Source organism: Bradyrhizobium erythrophlei, assembly GCF_042430365.1.
Classification (GTDB): Bacteria; Pseudomonadota; Alphaproteobacteria; order Rhizobiales; family Xanthobacteraceae; genus Bradyrhizobium; species Bradyrhizobium erythrophlei.
Window position 1 is genome coordinate 45,216 of the sequence record NZ_JBHMET010000057.1, and the last position, 16,159, is coordinate 61,374.

At 66.0% G+C, this 16,159-nt stretch carries 16 protein-coding genes and 1 pseudogene; 9 read left to right on the forward strand and 8 right to left on the reverse strand.

Annotation, left to right across the window (positions count from 1 at the left end; all coding sequences use genetic code 11):
• Positions 1–50 precede the first annotated feature (50 nt).
• Entirely contained in the window at positions 51–1,205 is a 1,155-nt protein-coding gene (locus ACFFWD_RS10735) for an alpha-hydroxy acid oxidase (protein WP_376964816.1), read from the forward strand.
• Positions 1,206–1,237: 32 nt separating this feature from the next.
• Here the strand turns inward: ACFFWD_RS10735 and ACFFWD_RS10740 are convergent, their stop codons facing one another.
• A complete protein-coding gene (locus ACFFWD_RS10740) occupies positions 1,238–1,642 on the reverse strand; it encodes a hypothetical protein (protein WP_376964732.1) in 405 nt (134 codons plus the stop codon).
• Between the two features lie 75 nt (positions 1,643–1,717).
• Between ACFFWD_RS10740 and ACFFWD_RS10745 the strand changes: the two genes are divergently transcribed.
• Positions 1,718–2,335, forward strand: coding sequence for a TetR/AcrR family transcriptional regulator (locus ACFFWD_RS10745; RefSeq protein ID WP_376964734.1), 618 nt, complete (start codon positions 1,718–1,720; stop codon positions 2,333–2,335).
• A 129-nt stretch (positions 2,336–2,464) separates the two neighbouring features.
• Here ACFFWD_RS10745 and ACFFWD_RS10750 read toward each other — a convergent pair whose 3' ends face one another.
• A complete protein-coding gene (locus tag ACFFWD_RS10750; protein ID WP_376964736.1) occupies positions 2,465–2,866 on the reverse strand; it encodes a DUF1330 domain-containing protein in 402 nt (133 codons plus the stop codon).
• A gap of 125 nt (positions 2,867–2,991) precedes the next feature.
• Between ACFFWD_RS10750 and ACFFWD_RS10755 the strand changes: the two genes are divergently transcribed.
• The 3 genes from ACFFWD_RS10755 to ACFFWD_RS10765 all read left to right on the forward strand — a co-directional run bounded on the left by ACFFWD_RS10755 (position 2,992) and on the right by ACFFWD_RS10765 (position 6,084).
• Positions 2,992–3,837, forward strand: coding sequence for a metal-dependent phosphohydrolase (locus tag ACFFWD_RS10755; protein ID WP_376964738.1), 846 nt, complete (start codon positions 2,992–2,994; stop codon positions 3,835–3,837).
• Between the two features lie 222 nt (positions 3,838–4,059).
• Positions 4,060–5,013 carry a DMT family transporter gene (locus ACFFWD_RS10760; RefSeq protein ID WP_376964740.1) on the forward strand — a complete coding sequence of 318 codons (954 nt, stop codon included), beginning with the start codon at positions 4,060–4,062 and terminating at the stop codon, positions 5,011–5,013.
• 93 nt (positions 5,014–5,106) lie between these two features.
• The gene (locus ACFFWD_RS10765; protein ID WP_376964742.1) at positions 5,107–6,084 is read left to right on the forward strand and encodes a Bug family tripartite tricarboxylate transporter substrate binding protein; all 978 of its coding nucleotides are present in this window, start codon (positions 5,107–5,109) and stop codon (positions 6,082–6,084) included.
• A 209-nt stretch (positions 6,085–6,293) separates the two neighbouring features.
• Here the strand turns inward: ACFFWD_RS10765 and ACFFWD_RS10770 are convergent, their stop codons facing one another.
• Positions 6,294–7,979 (reverse strand): methyl-accepting chemotaxis protein, encoded by a 1,686-nt coding sequence (locus tag ACFFWD_RS10770; protein WP_376964744.1) that lies wholly within the window; start codon positions 7,977–7,979, stop codon positions 6,294–6,296.
• Positions 7,980–8,240: 261 nt separating this feature from the next.
• Here ACFFWD_RS10770 and ACFFWD_RS10775 point away from each other — a divergent pair, with 261 nt between their 5' ends.
• From ACFFWD_RS10775 to ACFFWD_RS10790, 4 genes and pseudogenes are all read left to right on the forward strand, one after another.
• Entirely contained in the window at positions 8,241–9,284 is a 1,044-nt protein-coding gene (locus ACFFWD_RS10775) for a C-terminal binding protein (RefSeq protein ID WP_376964746.1), read from the forward strand.
• Between the two features lie 142 nt (positions 9,285–9,426).
• Positions 9,427–10,775: pseudogene (locus ACFFWD_RS10780) on the forward strand (ABC transporter substrate-binding protein).
• Positions 10,776–10,952: 177 nt separating this feature from the next.
• Complete coding sequence (locus tag ACFFWD_RS10785; protein WP_376964748.1) at positions 10,953–11,909, forward strand: carbohydrate ABC transporter permease; 957 nt, start codon at positions 10,953–10,955, stop codon at positions 11,907–11,909.
• On the forward strand, positions 11,902–12,795 hold the full coding sequence (locus ACFFWD_RS10790) for a carbohydrate ABC transporter permease (protein WP_376964750.1): 894 nt from the start codon (positions 11,902–11,904) through the stop codon (positions 12,793–12,795). The genes ACFFWD_RS10785 and ACFFWD_RS10790 overlap by 8 nt, the downstream gene beginning before the upstream one ends.
• A 109-nt stretch (positions 12,796–12,904) precedes the next feature.
• Here the strand turns inward: ACFFWD_RS10790 and ACFFWD_RS10795 are convergent, their stop codons facing one another.
• The 5 genes from ACFFWD_RS10795 to hmuQ form a co-directional block, all read right to left on the reverse strand.
• Positions 12,905–13,726 carry an energy transducer TonB family protein gene (locus tag ACFFWD_RS10795; protein ID WP_376964752.1) on the reverse strand — a complete coding sequence of 274 codons (822 nt, stop codon included), beginning with the start codon at positions 13,724–13,726 and terminating at the stop codon, positions 12,905–12,907.
• A 215-nt stretch (positions 13,727–13,941) separates the two neighbouring features.
• A complete protein-coding gene (gene exbD, locus ACFFWD_RS10800) occupies positions 13,942–14,388 on the reverse strand; it encodes a TonB system transport protein ExbD (RefSeq protein WP_376964754.1) in 447 nt (148 codons plus the stop codon).
• 4 nt (positions 14,389–14,392) lie between these two features.
• On the reverse strand, positions 14,393–15,181 hold the full coding sequence (exbB, locus tag ACFFWD_RS10805; RefSeq protein WP_376964756.1) for a tonB-system energizer ExbB: 789 nt from the start codon (positions 15,179–15,181) through the stop codon (positions 14,393–14,395).
• An 18-nt stretch (positions 15,182–15,199) separates the two neighbouring features.
• The gene (hutX, locus tag ACFFWD_RS10810) at positions 15,200–15,709 is read right to left on the reverse strand and encodes a heme utilization cystosolic carrier protein HutX (RefSeq protein WP_376964758.1); all 510 of its coding nucleotides are present in this window, start codon (positions 15,707–15,709) and stop codon (positions 15,200–15,202) included.
• Between the two features lie 11 nt (positions 15,710–15,720).
• Positions 15,721–16,056, reverse strand: coding sequence for a heme-degrading protein HmuQ (gene hmuQ / locus ACFFWD_RS10815; protein ID WP_376964759.1), 336 nt, complete (start codon positions 16,054–16,056; stop codon positions 15,721–15,723).
• Positions 16,057–16,159 lie beyond the last annotated feature (103 nt).

Genomic DNA, 16,159 nt, shown 5'->3' on the forward strand with positions numbered 1-16,159 from the left:
CCGCTGCGCCCTCCCCTCCGCCCGCAACCGTGACCCGCGCCGCCAGCGCGGTGCCGCGGCGCCTGCGGCGCTACCTCACGCTCGATGATTTCGAGCCGCAGGCACGGCGGCTGTTGCCGAAATTCCTCTATGGCTACGTCTCCGGCGGCGCCGAGACCGATGCGGCGCGCGCCGACAACCGCAAGGCGTTCGACGAATACGGCTTCGTGCCGCGGGTGCTGAAGGACGTCTCCGGCCGCGACCAGACCACGACGCTGCTCGGCAAGACCTACGCGTCGCCGTTCGGCATTCCGCCGATGGGCTCGTCCGCGCTGGTTGCCTATCGCGGCGATATCGTGCTGGCGAAGGCTGCGGCGGCGGCCAATGTGCCGATGATCCTGTCGGCGTCCTCGCTGATCACGCTGGAAGAGGTCCGCGCCGCCAATCCGCAGGCCTGGTACCAGGCCTATCTCGCCGGCGTCGATGCGCGCATCGAGCCGCTGGTCGACCGCGTCGCGGCGGCCGGCTACGACACCTTCGTCGTCACCGCCGACGTGCCGGTACCGCCCAACCGCGAGAACAACATCCGCAATGGCTTCCAGGTGCCGCTCGCGATCACGCCGCGCGTCGCCTGGGACACGGTCACGCATCCCGACTGGCTGTTCAACACGTGGGCGCGCACGCTGTTCAACCACGGCATGCCGCATTTCGAGAACATGGACGCCAAGCAGGGTCCGCCGGTGCTGTCGAAGAATTTGATGCGCAACATCGGCAACCGCGACCAGCTCGCCTGGAAGCATGTCGAGCTGATCCGCAAGCGCTGGCGCGGCAAGCTCGTGGTCAAGGGGCTGATCTCGCCCGAGGACGCGCGGCTGGCGCGCGAGCACGGCTGCGACGGCGTGATCGTCTCCAACCATGGCGGCCGGCAGCTCGACTACGCCGTCTCCGCGCTGCGGACGCTGCCGGAGATCGCGACGCAGGCCGGCGGCATGACCGTGATGATGGACGGCGGCATCCGCCGCGGCACCGACGTGATCAAGGCGCTCGCGCTCGGGGCCGACTTCGTCTTCATCGGCCGCCCCTTCCTCTATGCCGCCGTGGCCGCAGGCGAGGCCGGAGTGGCGCGTGCGATCGCGTTGCTGCATGCCGAGATCGACCGCGACCTCGCCCTGCTCGGCATCCGCAGCCTCAGGGAGATCACGCCGGACCTGGTGCGGAAGTTCTAGGCGCGCGCGTGATAGCCATGGCGGGACTGCGCTCACGCGTAGCGCGCCGCACCCATGCAGAGCGCGGTGATGGCAAGCAGTGCGGCCGCGATGCGCTGCGCGATCGCGAGCCGCGCGCGGGCGCCGGCCTCGTCGGCCGCGCCGTTGCGCAGGCGCCGCACCGCGCCGCCGCCGACAATGATCTGGATTGCTGCGGCCGCCAGCGCGGCGACTGCGCCGAGGGCCAGAAGCTTCTCGCCCAGCGCGAACGAGCCCTCGTGAACGAGCTGCCACAGCGTGGCCCCGGTCACGATCGCGACCGTCGCGGCGCCGATCTGCGGGGCGAGCAGCTTCTCGCCGCCGAGGCCGCCGGTACGTGCCAGCGTGAAGCTCGAGCCGGCCCAAAACACCGATGACAGGATGTGGAAAGAGAGGGCTATGATGAGGACGGTTTGCATGAGAAGGCTCCAAACGGGATCTGGAAATTAGATATACAATATGTATAATCAATTCGACGAAAGGAAGGCAAGCGGATGCCGCCGCGCGCCTATGTGAGTTCGGTGCGCAGCGCCGCCGCCGCCGAGACGCGCGACCGCGTGATCGAGGCCGCCGCCAAGATCTTGCGCGAGGGCGACAGCATCGCGCGCTTCTCGCTGGAGACGGTGGCGAAGGCCGCCGGCGTGACGCGGCTGACGGTCTACAACCAGTTCAGCTCACGGCGCGGGCTGCTGGAGGCGGTGTTCGACGGCATCGCGCAACAGGGCGGGCTGTTTCAACTCGCCGACATCATGACGATGGCCGATCCACGCGCCGCGCTCGACCGCCTGGTCGAGATCTTCTGCGCATTCTGGGGCCGCGACCCGGCGGTGGCCCGGCTCAACGAGGCGATGGCAACCGATCCCGAATTCGCCGAAGCGGTGCGCGAGCGCAACGAGCGCCGCCGCAAGGGCCTCGCCGCGCTGGTCGACCGCATTGCAGACAAGACCGCATCGCGCCAGGCGCGCAGGGATGCGGTCGATTTGATCTTCGCGCTGACGAGCTATCCGACCTTCGCCGCGCTGAGCGCGGGGCGGTCGAGGGATCAGGTCTGCCGGTTGATCCAGACGGCCTGCCACGCGGCGCTTGCGCCGCTGTCAAAGGCGTCACCCTGAGCGCGGGTGCCTTGCCCAGCCGTCATTGCGAGGAGCGACAGCGACGAAGCAATCCATCTCTCCGCGCGCGTGGAGGCATGGATTGCTTCGCTTCGCTCGCAATGACGTGGCGAGGGCTGTGGCCCCTGCTCACCCGCGCTTGAACTTGCTGTACGCCTCGCGGGTCGCGATGATCACATGCTCCGCGCAGCCGTTGCGACGGTGCGGGTCGCAGAGATTTTCGTAATCGGCCGAGGTCATCATGTCGATGAAGGCCGAGACGGTGGGATAATAGACCAGCGCGAGATAGTCCCATTGCTGGTTGGTGGGATCGCCGAGCGCGATCGTCTCGGCGTTGCCGGTCCACAACAGCGTGCCGCCGCGCGCCCTGATCATTGGAACGGTCAGCGCGCTGTAGCGCAGATACGCGTCCCAGCCGGAGCCGTCGCCATCGAGCGAGCGTTCCCGAAACCGCATCAGGTTGACCATCACCACCGGCGCCTGGAGATCCAGCTCGCTCAGGCCCTTCACGTTCAAGAGATCGACGCCCATCACCACTCCCCTGCAAGACCGGACAAGGTCCGGCCGCAAAGATTATGTCACATCGCGCCGCTACCCTGAAATGAGCTGCGGGCCTCACGCTTGCTGAGCCACGCGATCCTTCGGAGGTCCAGGCCATGATGACCCTGCCCGAACTTGCGGCCGACACGCTCGGCAAGTTTCTCGGCGACTACATGCAGCGCCGGTTCGGCACCTCGCAGACTCAGCTCGTCGAGATGGTGCCCTCGATCGCGCGGATCGCGCTCGAATGCATCGGCAACAGCGACGCGCTCTATCACAATGTCGAGCACACCATGCTAGTGACGCTCGCCGGCCACGACATCCTGCGCGGCCGCGCCCTGCACACGCATATGACGGCGGAGGACTATGCGCATGTCATCATCGCCTGCCTGACCCACGACATCGGCTATGTCCGCGGGCTGTTCGAGGCCGACGACGAGGGCGGCTATCTGGTCGATGCCAGCGGCCGCAAGGTGACGCTGTCGCGCGGCGCGTCGGACGCTGCGCTGCTGCCCTATCACGTCGACCGCTCGAAGATGTTCGTGATGGAGCGGATCAAGGGCATCGCCCAGCTCGACCGGAGCCGGATTGCGCGCGCCATCGAGGGCACGCGCTTCCCGGCGAGCTTTCCCAGCGCAGACGAGGAATTCCACGAGGAGGCCGCGCTGCTGCGCGCCGCCGACCTGATCGGCCAACTCGGCGATCCCAATTACATCCGCAAGGCGAACGCGCTCTATTACGAGTTCGAGGAGGCCGGGCTGAACCGCCAGCTCGGCTACGAATCGCCCGCCGACATCGTCAACCTCTATCCCCAGTTCTACTGGAACAGCGTCGCGCCGCAGGTGACGAAGGCGATCCGCTATCTCAATGTCACCTCCGCGGGGCGGCAATGGATCGCCAATCTCTACGGCAACGTGTTCCGCGCCGAGCGCGACATCTCGTTGTCGGGACCGCAGAAATAGACGGGCTGGCGCACACCCTCAGGCGTCATACCCCGCGAAAGCGGGGTATCCAGTACGCCGCGACATCTCAGTGAGTCACCAGCGTCTCTGGAATACTGGATCACCCGCTTTCGCGGGTGACGACAGCCTTGGCCGGATTGGCAGCGGGGGCCGCGCGCATGGCACCAATCCCTTCTTTCGTCTTGTCGCGGCACCGGATTCGGGCGCAACATCGCAAATATAATGACCGATCTCCGCGCCTTGCCCGCACCCGTCCCGACGACGCATCGATCGCCGCTGGGCTGGCTCAACAACCAGCCCTATCTGCTGCTCAGCCTGACGTCGCTGTTCTGGGCCGCCAACATCGTGCTGGCGCGGCACGTCGGCAGCCATGTGCCGCCGATCACGCTGACCACGATCCGCTGGTTCGGCGTCTTCCTGATCCTGCTGCCGTTCGCCTGGCCGCATCTGAAGCAGGACTGGCCGAAGCTGCGCCGCGCGCTGCCGCTGATGCTGCTGTTGTCCGCGGTCGGCTTCGCCTTCAACAACGCGATCTCCTACTGGGCCATGCAATATACCGAGGCGCTGAACGCGCTGCTGATCCAGTCGGCGGGCCCGCTGTTCGTGGCGCTGTGGTCGCTGATCCTGTTCGGCGTGCGGCTGACGCCCGCGCAGCTCGCCGGCATCGCGATCTCGCTCGCCGGCGTGCTGACCATCATCCTGCGCGGCGATTTCTCGGCACTCGCCAGCATCGGCTTCAACCGCGGCGACCTGATGTTCGGCGCCTCGCTGGTGTCGTTCGGGCTCTATTCGGCGCTGATCCCGCGCCGGCCGAAGATCCACCAGCTCTCGCTGATCTCGTTCACCACCTGCTGCGGCGCGCTGATGCTGCTGCCGTTTGCGGCCTGGGAGTTTTCGGCCGGCCTGACGCTGAAGCTCGACCTTCTGACCATCTCGACGCTCGCCTATGTGCTGATCTTCCCCTCCACGCTCGCCTATCTCTTCTTCAACCGCGGCGTCGCGCTGATCGGCCCGAACCGCGCCGCACCGTTCTTCCATCTGGTGCCGGTGTTCGGCTCGGCGATGGCGATCCTGCTGCTCGGCGAGAAGCTCGCGCTGTTTCACCTGATCGGCTACGCCCTGGTGCTCGCCGGCGTCGTGATCGCCTCGCGGCAGGCGTCGGCCGCCAAAGGTTGAATGCGACGCTGCCGGCGCTTCCGCTTTCGGCGCGGACCGGCTAGCTTGCCGGCCAACAATATGTCCAAATGCGCCAGGGGAGACGCCACCGGTATGATCGGATTGTTCAAGCTCATTGCACGCGCCGCAGCCGCGGCGCTCATCATTTTCGCGCCGACCTCATTCGCCGCCGCAGAGGCCCCCTATCCGAACCGCAACCTCACGCTGGTGCTGCCGTTTGCCGCCGGCAGCGGCACCGACACCACGACGCGCCTGATCTCGAAGGAGCTCGGCGTCGCGCTCGGGGTCGGCATGGTGATCGACAACAAGGCCGGCGCCAACGGCTCGATCGCGGCGAGCTATGTCGCGCGCTCCGCGGCCGACGGCTATACGCTGTTCGTCACCACGAACACGACGCATTCGGCCAATCCCTTTCTGCTCAAGACCCTGAGCTACGACCCGGTCAAGGACTTCACGCCGATCGCGCGCACCGGCGACCTGCCGTTCATGCTTGTCATCAATCCGGAGATCCCGGCGAACTCGGTCGCCGAGCTGATCGCGCTCGCCAAGAAGGAGCCGGGCAAGTACTCCTACGCCAGCGGCTCGTCGTCGGCGATCGTCTCCGGCGCGACCTTCGCCCGCCTCGCCGGCATCGACCTGTTGCACGTGCCCTACAAGAGCTCGCCGCCGGCGCTCACCGACGTCATCGCCGGCCGCGTCTCGATGATGTTCGTGGATGTCACGACCGGGCTGCCGCATGTCAACGCCAAGGCGCTGAAGGCGCTCGCCGTCACCACCAAGCGGAAGTCGGCGCTGCTGCCGGAGCTGCCCACGATGGACGAGACCGTGAAGGGCTTCGACATCACCTCGTGGCAGGGCTATTTCGGCCCCGCCAACATGCCGAAGGAGATCGTCGCCCGCCTGAACGCGGAGATCCGCAAGATTGTCGAGCGGCCCGACATCAAGAGCCAGCTCGCCGAGCGCGGCATGGAGGCGTTCTCCGGCACGCCGGAAGAGTTCGACGCCTTCCTCAAGGAGCAGCTCGTGCTGTGGGAAAGGCTGATCACCGACGCCGGGATCGAGAAGCAGTAAGTGCGTAGGGTGGGTAGAGCGAAGCGAAACCCACCGTCTCGCGCCTCGGCTAAGGTGATGGGTTTCGCTGCGCTCTACCCATGCTACCGGTTCTGATCGCAGCGTGAAATCGTAGGGTGGGCAAAGCGAAGCGTGCCCACCATCAAGAGCGAGGCAAGAAGTGGTGGGCACGGCGCCAAGAGGCGCCTTTGCCCACCCTACAAAGCGTCTTACGCCGCGCGCACCTTTTGCAGGAAGCCGTCGACCGCATCGCGGAGCATGCCGGACTGGGTGTCGAGCTCGCGGGCATTCGCCAGCACGTCGCTCGCCGCGGTGCCGGTGGCGGCGGCCGCGGTGGTGACGCCGCCGATATGAGCCGAGATCTCGCTCGAACCGGCCGCGACCTGCTGGATGTTGCGCGCGATCTCGCGCGTCGCATCGCCCTGCTGGTCGATCGCGGTCGAGATCGAGGAGGTGATCTCGCTCATCTGGGCGATGGTTTCGGTGATGCCGCCGATCGAGGTCACCGCCTCGCCGGTCGAAGCCTGCATCGCCGCGACCTGCGCCGAGATCTCCTCGGTCGCCTTCGCGGTCTGGTTGGCGAGCGCCTTCACTTCGGAGGCGACCACCGCAAAGCCGCGGCCGGATTCGCCGGCGCGCGCCGCCTCGATAGTGGCGTTCAGCGCCAGCAAATTGGTCTGGGCGGCGATCGAGTGAATGAGCTTGACCACCTCGCCGATCTTCTCGGCGCCAGTGGAGAGCGCCTGCACGGTCGCATTGGTGCGCTCGGCATCGGCTACCGCCTTGCTCGCGACCTCGCTGGAGCGCGCCACCTGGCGGGCGATCTCGGCAACCGATGAGGAGAGCTCTTCCGCCGCGGCGGCGACGGTGCCGACATTGTTGGAGGCTGAGTCGGAGGCCGCGCCGACGGTCGCGGCACGCGCGCTGGCGTCGCTCGCGGTTGTGGTCATCGACTGCGCGGTGGTCTGCATGCCGGCCGCGGCCGACGCCACCGAGCGGACGATGCCGTTGACGCTGCGCTCGAAGTCGCCGGCGATGTTCTCCATCGTGGTGCGGCGCTCGGTCGCAGCGCGGGCCTGGGTCTCGGCCTCGGCCTGTTCGAGACCGCGCATCCGCACCGCATTGTCCTTGAAGATCTGCACCGTCGACGCCATCGCGCCGACTTCGTCGCCGCGGCCGACGCCCGGGATATCACCGTCGAGCTTGCCGTCGGCGATCTCGCGCATGCGACTGCCGAGCAGGCCGAGCGGCTTCGAGATGCTGCGGCCGATCAGCCAGGCGACCGAGCCGGAGATGATGCCGATGCCGAGGATCGCAAGACCGAGCAGCCACGCGATCGGGCGCATCTTGGCGTCGATATCTTCGAGATAGGCGCCGGTGCCGAGATACATGTCGAAGCCGGGGACAGCGACGGCATAGCCGAGCTTGCGGATCGGCGTCTCCTGGCCGGGCTTCATGTATTCGTAGAACAGCAGGGTCTCGCCCTTGGCCTTGACGCCGTCCATCAGCTCAATCGACAGCTTGCGGCCATTGGTGACGACGTCCATGCGGTTGGTGCCGATCTGCTTCGGATCGGGCGCCAGCACCGTGATGCCGTCATAGGACGTGCCGAAGAAATATCCGGAGCCGTTGTCATAGGTCATCGCGTTGGCGCGCTTGCCGAACTCGGCGAGCGCCGCCTCTTTCGTCATCTTGCCGGCATCGACATCCTTCTTCAGGCTCGCCGCCATGTTCTTCGCCATCTCGACCATCGATTTGGTCTGCGCGATGCGGCCCTCCAGCATGGCACGCTGCATCAGATATCCGGCGAGAAGGCCGGCCGTGCACAGGCCGAGGAGCGTCACCCCCACCAGAATGCCGAGCTTGGGGGTGATCTTCATGTTGGACAGCTTCACGGGGATCTCCGGAGGTGGGGAACGCGAGGCGATAGGCGGATTGATTCCGCTCACGGTAATGTGAGACGTTTTACCCGTTGGTTACGGCCATCCACCGTAGAAGACCGGAGGACTGCGCCTCATCACCAACCAGCGATTGTAGAGAACGCATCGGAGGTCGCGTAGAAGCATACGTTGGTCGCGCAAGTCCGCGAGCCCAAGCAAGAATCAAACGAGCAAGAAGCAAGAACACAAAATCAAACTCAACGTTGGGAGAGCCGAATGTCGAAATTCAAGGTGGTGACGCCGAAGGGCGCGAGCTTCACGGTTGCCGGCGGCGGTTACGACTATGAACGCGAGGCGCTCGACCCGATCGGCGCCGAGATCGTCGAGGCGCCGGCCAACGAGGCCGAGTTCATCGCCGCCGCGAAGACCGCGGATGCGATCTACGCCAAGGGCATGCCGATCACGAAGACGATCATCGACGCTCTCGAGAACTGCAAGGTGATCACGCTCGGCAGCGTCGGCGTCGACTCGGTCGACGTGAAGGCCGCCACCGCGCGCGGCATTCCCGTCACCAACATCCCCGACACGTTCATCGAGGAGGTCGCCGATCACGCGATGATGCTGCTGCTCTCAGGCTTCCGTCGCCTGGTCGAGCAGGACAAGATCGTGCGCACCGGCCGCTGGGCCGAGGGGCGGCCCGCGCTGTTGAAGATTCCGCGGCTGATGGGACAGACGCTCGGCTTCATCTCGTTCGGCCGCGTCGCACGCGCGGTGGCGAAGCGCGCGGCGCCGTTCGGGCTGCGCATGATGGCCTACGATCCGTTCATCCAGGAAACGCTGATGTACGACCACGGCGTGATGCCGGCGACGCTGTCGGAGGTGCTGTCGCGGTCGGATTTCGTCTCGATGCACGCGCCCGCCCGCCCCGAGGTGCACCACATGCTGAGCGAGAAGCATTTCCGCCAGATGAAAAAATCCGCCATCTTCATCAACACCGGCCGCGGCGCCACCGTCGACGAGGAGGCGCTGATCAAGGCGCTGCAGGAGGGCTGGATCGCGCACGCCGCGCTCGACGTGCTGGAGACCGAGCCGCCGTCGCACAACAATCCGATGCTCGGGATGGATAATGTTACCTTGACCGCCCACGTCGCCTCGGCCTCGGCACGTTTTGACGAGGCACGCAAGCGCCGGGTGGGCTACGAATTGTCACTGGTCCTCTCCGGCATGTGGCCGGTAAGCTGCGTCAACCCGTCGGTGCTGCAAACCACCGCGCTGCGACGCTGGCAGCCTGTCAGCATGGATCGCGGTCCGAACAGCTAGGCGGCGACGCGTTATCGAAGGCGAGCCTGTCCCACGCGGTCTGCGCGATGGCGGCAGGTTCGCCTCGATACGCGCGACATGACCGGAAACTCCTTCACCGGCGATCAACGCCGGGAAGGCAACAAGAAACCAGGAGGAATTGATGAGGAACGACCTCACCCGTCGTGATGCGTTGGCGCTGGGCCTATCCGCGGCCGCACTCGCCGCAACCGGCGCTTCGGCGCAGGATGCATCGAAGGTGAAGGCCGCCGATGTGGCCGCGCCGAAGCTTGCGATCGAAAAGGGCGCGAGCTTGCGCATGCTGCGCCCGGTGCGCTTCGTCCAGGCCGATGAGGACGTGTTCCGCGCCAACGCCAAGACATTCACCGACAAGACCGGCGTCGAGGTCAAGGTCGATTTCGTCGGCTGGGAGGACATCAACCAGCAGACCGCGGTGACCTCGAACTCCGGCGCCGGCCCCGACATCATCATCGGCTTTTCCGACGCCCCGCACATCTACATCGACAAGCTGATCGAGCTCACCGACGTCGCCGACTATCTCGGCAAGAGGTACGGCGGCTGGCTGCCGCTGGCGCAGCGCTACGGCAAGCGCCACAAGAGCGACGCCTGGATCGGACTGCCGTTCGGGGCCACCGCCGGCGCCCCTTGATCTACCGCAAATCGATCGTGCAATCGGTCGGCTTCGACAAGGTCCCGGAAGATCATGCCGGATTCCTCGACCTGTGCCAGAAGCTGCACAAGGCCGGCAAGCCCGCCGGCTTCGCGCTCGGCAACGCCAAGGGCGACGGCAACGGCTTCGCCAACTGGGTGCTGTGGTCGCACAACGCCTCGCTGCTCGATGAGGAGGGCAATGTCGTCATCAACAGCAAGGAAACCATCGCCGCGCTGAAGTGGGTCAAGGAGCTGTACCCGACCTTTATCGCCGGCACGCCGTCGTGGAACGACGTCTCTAACAATCGCGCCTACTCCTCGCAGGAAATCTCGCTGACCGCCAACGGCGTGTCGCTGTATTTCTCGCTGAAGAACGACCCGGCGACCCGCGCGATCGCGGAGGACAGCGAGCATCAGCTGCTGCCGAAGGGCCTCGCCAAGATCTCGCCGATGGCCGGCCTGACGCTGAACGCGATGGCGTTCAAGCACAGCCCGTATCCCAACGCCGCGAAAGCATTCCTGCAATTCATGCTGGAGAAGGAACAGTACGAGCCGTGGCTCAACGCCAACTCCGGCTACTGGGCGCAGCCGCTGTCCGCCTATGCCGACGCCGCGGTGTGGTCGGAAGATCCCAAAGTCAAGATCTTCAAGGACACGATGAACAGCACCTATTATGACGGCTACAAGGGCCCGATCTCGACCGCGACCGGGGCCGTCAGTGCTGATTACGTGCTGATTCAGATGTGCGCAGCGGTCGCCACCGGCGCAGCGACGCCGGAGGCCGCCGCCGCGGAAGCCGAGCAGCGTTGCAAGCGATATTTCCGGCGGCAGGGCCGGTAACAACAAACAGTACAGCCGTCATTGCGAGGAGCGACTTGTCCGCCGTAGCTCAACGAGCGAAGGCGGAAGCGACGAGACCTCGAAGGTGGATTGCTTCCGCCTTCGCCAAAGGCTTCGGCGGACAAGTCGCTTCGCTCGCAATGACGGTTTCTTGCAGCTCGCATCGAGACAACGTTGATGTCTGTAACCACCCTCCCCTCGCGCGGCGCGGCGCTCCGGCAACCGGGCTGGATCGCGCGGCTGTTCGACTACAAGCCGTTCCTGATCGTGGTGTGCCTGGCGCCCGCGATCGGCCTGCTCGCGGTATTCCTCACCTATCCGCTGGGGCTCGGCATCTGGCTCGCCTTCACCGACACCACGATCGGCCAGCGCGGCATCTTCATCGGCCTGGAGAACTTCCAGTATCTCCTGAAGGACCCGCTGTGGTGGAACGCGGTGTTCTACTCGATCTTCTACACGGGTATCGCGACCTTCGGCAAATTCGCGCTCGGCTTCTGGCTCGCGCTGCTGCTCAACAACCATTTTCCGTTCAAGAGCCTGCTCCGCGCCATCGTGCTGCTGCCGTGGATCGTGCCGACCGTGCTGTCGGCGCTGGCGTTCTGGTGGATCTATGATCCGCAGTTCTCGATCATCTCCTATCTCCTGGTCGACGTGCTGCACCTGCGCTCCAGCAATATCGACTTCCTTGGCACGCCGTGGCCGGCGCGGTTCTCGCTGATCGCGGCCAACATCTGGCGCGGCATCCCGTTCGTCGCGATCTCGCTCTTGGCAGGCTTGCAGACCATCTCGCCTTCGCTCTATGAGGCGGCGATGCTCGACGGCGCCACCGCCTGGCAGCGCTTCCGCTACATCACCTTCCCGATGATGATGCCTATCCTCGCCATCGTGATGACGTTCTCGATCATCTTCACCTTCACCGACTTCCAGCTCGTCTACGCCATCACCCGCGGCGGCCCGGTGAACTCGACCCATCTGCTCGCGACGCTCGCGTTCCAGCGCGGCATCGCCGGCGGCGAGCTCGGCGAGGGCGCCGCGATCGCGGTATCGATGATCCCGTTCCTCGTGTTCGCGACGTTGTTTTCCTACTTCGGCCTCGCGCGCCGCAAATGGCAGCAGGGAGAAGCCAATGACTGACGCTGTCGCGCAGACCAACGCCTCAAGCGCCGCGCCCGACACGATGGCGTGGGATTCCCGCGCGCGGCGCGTGGTGATGATCTATCTGCCGCTCGCCTGCTTCGTCCTGATCCTGCTGTTTCCGTTCTACTGGATGGCGATCACCTCGTTCAAGCCGAACGCCGAGCTTCTGAACTACAAGGAGCACAACCCGTTCTGGATCACCTCGCCGACGCTCGCCCATATCAAGCACCTGTTGTTCAACACGTCGTACCCGCGCTGGCTGAAGACGACGATGCTCGTCGCTATAGGCTCGACCTTCCTGTCGCTGCTTGCCTCGACGCTCGCGGCCTACGCGATCGAGCGGCTGCGCTTCCGCGGCAGCCGCTATGTGGGGCTCGGCATCTACCTCGCCTATCTGGTGCCGCCGTCGATCCTGTTCATTCCGCTCGCCACCGTGATCGTTCAGTTCGGCCTGTTCGACTCGCCGATGGCGCTGATCCTGGTCTATCCGACCTTCCTGGTGCCGTTCTGCACCTGGCTTCTGATCGGCTACTTCAAGTCGATCCCCTATGAGCTCGAGGAATGCGCGCTGGTCGACGGCGCGACGCGATTGCAGATCCTGCGCCGCATCACGCTGCCGCTCGCGGTGCCCGGCCTGATCTCGGCCGGCATCTTCTCCTTCACGCTGTCGTGGAACGAGTTCATCTACGCGCTCGCCTTCATCCAGAGCGGCGCCAACAAGACGGTGCCGGTCGCGATCCTGACCGAGCTCGTCACCGGCGACGTCTACCAGTGGGGGGCGCTGATGGCAGGCTCCCTGCTCGGCTCGCTGCCGGTCGCGCTGTTCTACTCGCTGTTCGTGGACTACTACGTGTCGTCGCTGACGGGCGCGGTGAAGGAGTAGCGGGCCTCTATCTCCGTCATTGCGAGCGAAGCGAAGCAATCCATAGTGCCACAATTGCGGAAGCATGGATTGCTTCGTCGCTATCGCTCCTCGCAATGACGGAAAGAGACTACCGCACCGAAAACTCCACCGGCACGCTAAACCCCATCGACCCCTGCGTGATCTCCGGCGGGAACGCGGGGAACGGCTGCGCCTGGCGGACCAGCGCCAACGCGCGGGCGTCGAAGGTCGGATTGCCCGAGGAGCCGCCGAGGCGGCTCGACAGCACCTGCCCGCCGCGGCCGAGCGTGAACACCAGCCGGACGACGCCGCGCTGGCCACCGGCGCCGGATGGATACGAGTGAAAGCGCATCAGATGCGCGCGGACCCGCGCGTTGTAGGACGCGATGACAGAGGCCGACGCGCCGGCGCTGACGGCTGACGCCACCGGCGCCTGCCGTTCGGCGCGGGTCGGCGCGCTAGTGCGCGGCGCCGGCGTGGCCTCGGACGGCTTTTTCGCCTCCTGGCGCACCACTTTCGGCTTCACCGGTGCGGGCTTCCGATCCGGAACGGGCTTCGCGGGCTCGGGCTTCGGCGGTGTCGGCGTTTGCTTCTGCTCGGGCGGCGCGACGACGTCGGGCTTCTCCTGCAGCGGCGTCGGTGCAATCTGCTCGGGTGCTGTGGCCGCGACCACCGGCTCCGGCGGCGAGGCGTCGGCCTCCTGCATCACGGGGCCCGGCGGCAATTCCATCGGCGTGATCTCGGGCGACGACGTGATCGGCGTCAGGTCGACCAGGATCGTCGGCACGCTGACGCCCGGCGGCGGTGCCGGGCTCCAGCTCATGCCGAGCGTGACCAGCGCGGCATGCGCGACGACGATCGCCGCTGCCGACAGTCCCCAGCGGCGCAGCCAGAGCTCGTCATTCGAGTCATGAAGCGCGAAGGCGTTCATGGCGCCAGACCTGGACAACATCGAGTAGAGTGGCGACCGCGAAGGGACTGCGCCCCCTCTCCCGCTTGCGGGGGAGGGCTGGGGTGGGGGCTCTCTCCACGAATCGTACCGTGGAGAGAGCCCCCACCCGTACCGCATCTTCGATGCGACACGACCTCCCCCGCAAGCGGGAGAGGTGAAGTTCCGACGTGGCGGAGATTCCTCATCATCTCGCGCTAGCTCCGGCGGTCCAGGCCGACGAGCGCGATCTTGAGATAGCCGGCGTTGCGCAGCAGGTTCATCACCTCCATCAGCTCGCCGTAGCTGACCGCCTTGTCGGCGCGCAGGAAGATACGCTCGTCCTTCTTGCCTTGCGTGGCACCGTCGAGCGTCGTGGGCAGCGCGTCGCGCGTGATGACATCCTCGCCCACCGCGACCGACAGATCTGATTTCACGGTGACGAACACCGGCTTGTCCGGGCGCGGCTGCGGCTCGGCGGTAGAGGCCGGCAGCTCGACGCCGAGATCGACGGTGGCGAGCGGCGCCGCCACCATGAAGATGATCAACAGCACCAGCATCACGTCGATGAACGGCGTGACGTTGATCTCATGCGCCTCTACGAGGTCGTCCTCGCCGCGGCGCCGGCCGCCGAGCGCGCCGCTGGAGCCGAGCTTCGCGCCCATCGCCCTACTCCGCGGCGCGGGCGAGGCGGAACAGGCTGCGGTCGCCCTCGCGGCTGATCAGCAGCATCACCATGACAGAGGCGTCGCCGAGCAGCGCGCGATGCGCCTTGATCGAGCGCGTCAGATGATTGTAGATCACGACCGCCGGGATCGCGGCGACGAGGCCGAGCGCGGTCGCCAGCAGCGCCTCCGCGATGCCGGGCGCGACCACCGCGAGGTTGGTGGTGTGGGCTTCCGAGATGCCGATGAAGGCATTCATGATGCCCCACACCGTGCCGAACAGGCCGACGAACGGCGCGGTGGCGCCGATCGTGGCGAGCACGCCGGTGCCGCGCGCGATCTGCCGCGACATCGCGGCTTCCACCCGCTCCAGCCGCAGCGCGATGCGCTCCTTGAAGCCGTCGTCGAACATGCCGCCGGACAGCGCGGCCTCGCGCGCCGCCGACTGGATGATCTGCGCCACCGCATCATCGCCGTCACGGCTCTCGCGCTCGACTTCCGACAGCACCGTATCGCGCTCGAGCTGGCCAATCCGCCGTCTTGCAAGCGCGGTCTTGCGGCGGATTTCGATCGTTTTGGCGAGCCAGATCGTCCAGGTGACGAGCGAAGCGAAGGCAAGCCCGATCATGACGGCCTTCACGACGATGTCGGCACTCTGGAACATGCCCCAGGGCGAGAGGTTGCGCGGCAATAGCGCATTGTCGGTGGCGGCAAGGCTTGCGTCCGACGGCAGGACGCCGAGCACGGCAAACGTCACCGTCCAGATCCCTCGCTCACGCCACCGCTGCAACATCGCCGCCTCCGTCCGTACTCAGGCTGCCCTTGGCGCCAGGCGATCCGCCAGCGCATGAAAGCGCTGGAGCTGATCGCCGCGCAGCGCACGGTTCTCGTCGCGGCCGACGAACACCTTGAACATCAGGCCGCCATCGCGGTTGATGAAGGCGATGAAGGCCGACACCTTGCCCATGAACGGCCGCTCGACGAAGGCGATGGCCGCGCAGCGCTCGTGGCGGATATGACCGTGCAGGCCCCTCGGCTGCATCAGGTTGAAATAGCCGCGGCCGACCTCGCCCTTTGGAATCGCACCGGTGAACTCGAAGATCGCATCATCGGTATGCACGATCAGCGTCACCTCACCCCACTCCGCGATGTCCTGCATCGCGTCGGCAAGGGCGCCGGCGCCGATCCGCACCATGCTGTCGGGCATGGCCTCGAGCACGGCGCGCGGTGTGACCATGCGCTCGCGCGCAACGTCCTCGATCACGGCGCCGGGATTGTCGGCCATGTAGGCCTTCAACGCAGCAAGCTCGGTTGCGAGCATGGACGCCTCTGTCACGCCGCGACGCTCTTGGCGCGCTCGGTGATCAGGACCTCGAAGCCCTCGAACTTGGGATGGCCGAGATAAAGGCTGCCGCCGGTCTGGTTGTCGGCGCGGGCGTGCGCGCGGCGGAACGCATCCGACTTGGTCCAGGCCTCGAACGCGGCCTTGTCGGCCCACACGGTGTGCGTCGCATAGAGCGAGTGGTCCTCGGCCTCGGGGCCCTTCACCAGATGAAACTCGACGAAGCCCGGCATGTCGCCGAGATAGGATTCGCGCGTCTTCCACACAGTCTCGAACGCCTGCTCCGAGCCCTTCTTCACCTGAAACCGGTTCATTGCGATGAACATGATCGAATTCTCCTGTTTGCGGCGGATTGCCCTTTGGCAACCCTGCCGGTTGATCTCGTTGAAAACATGAAACGCACCGGAGCCGCGCTTGGGCATCAGCGCG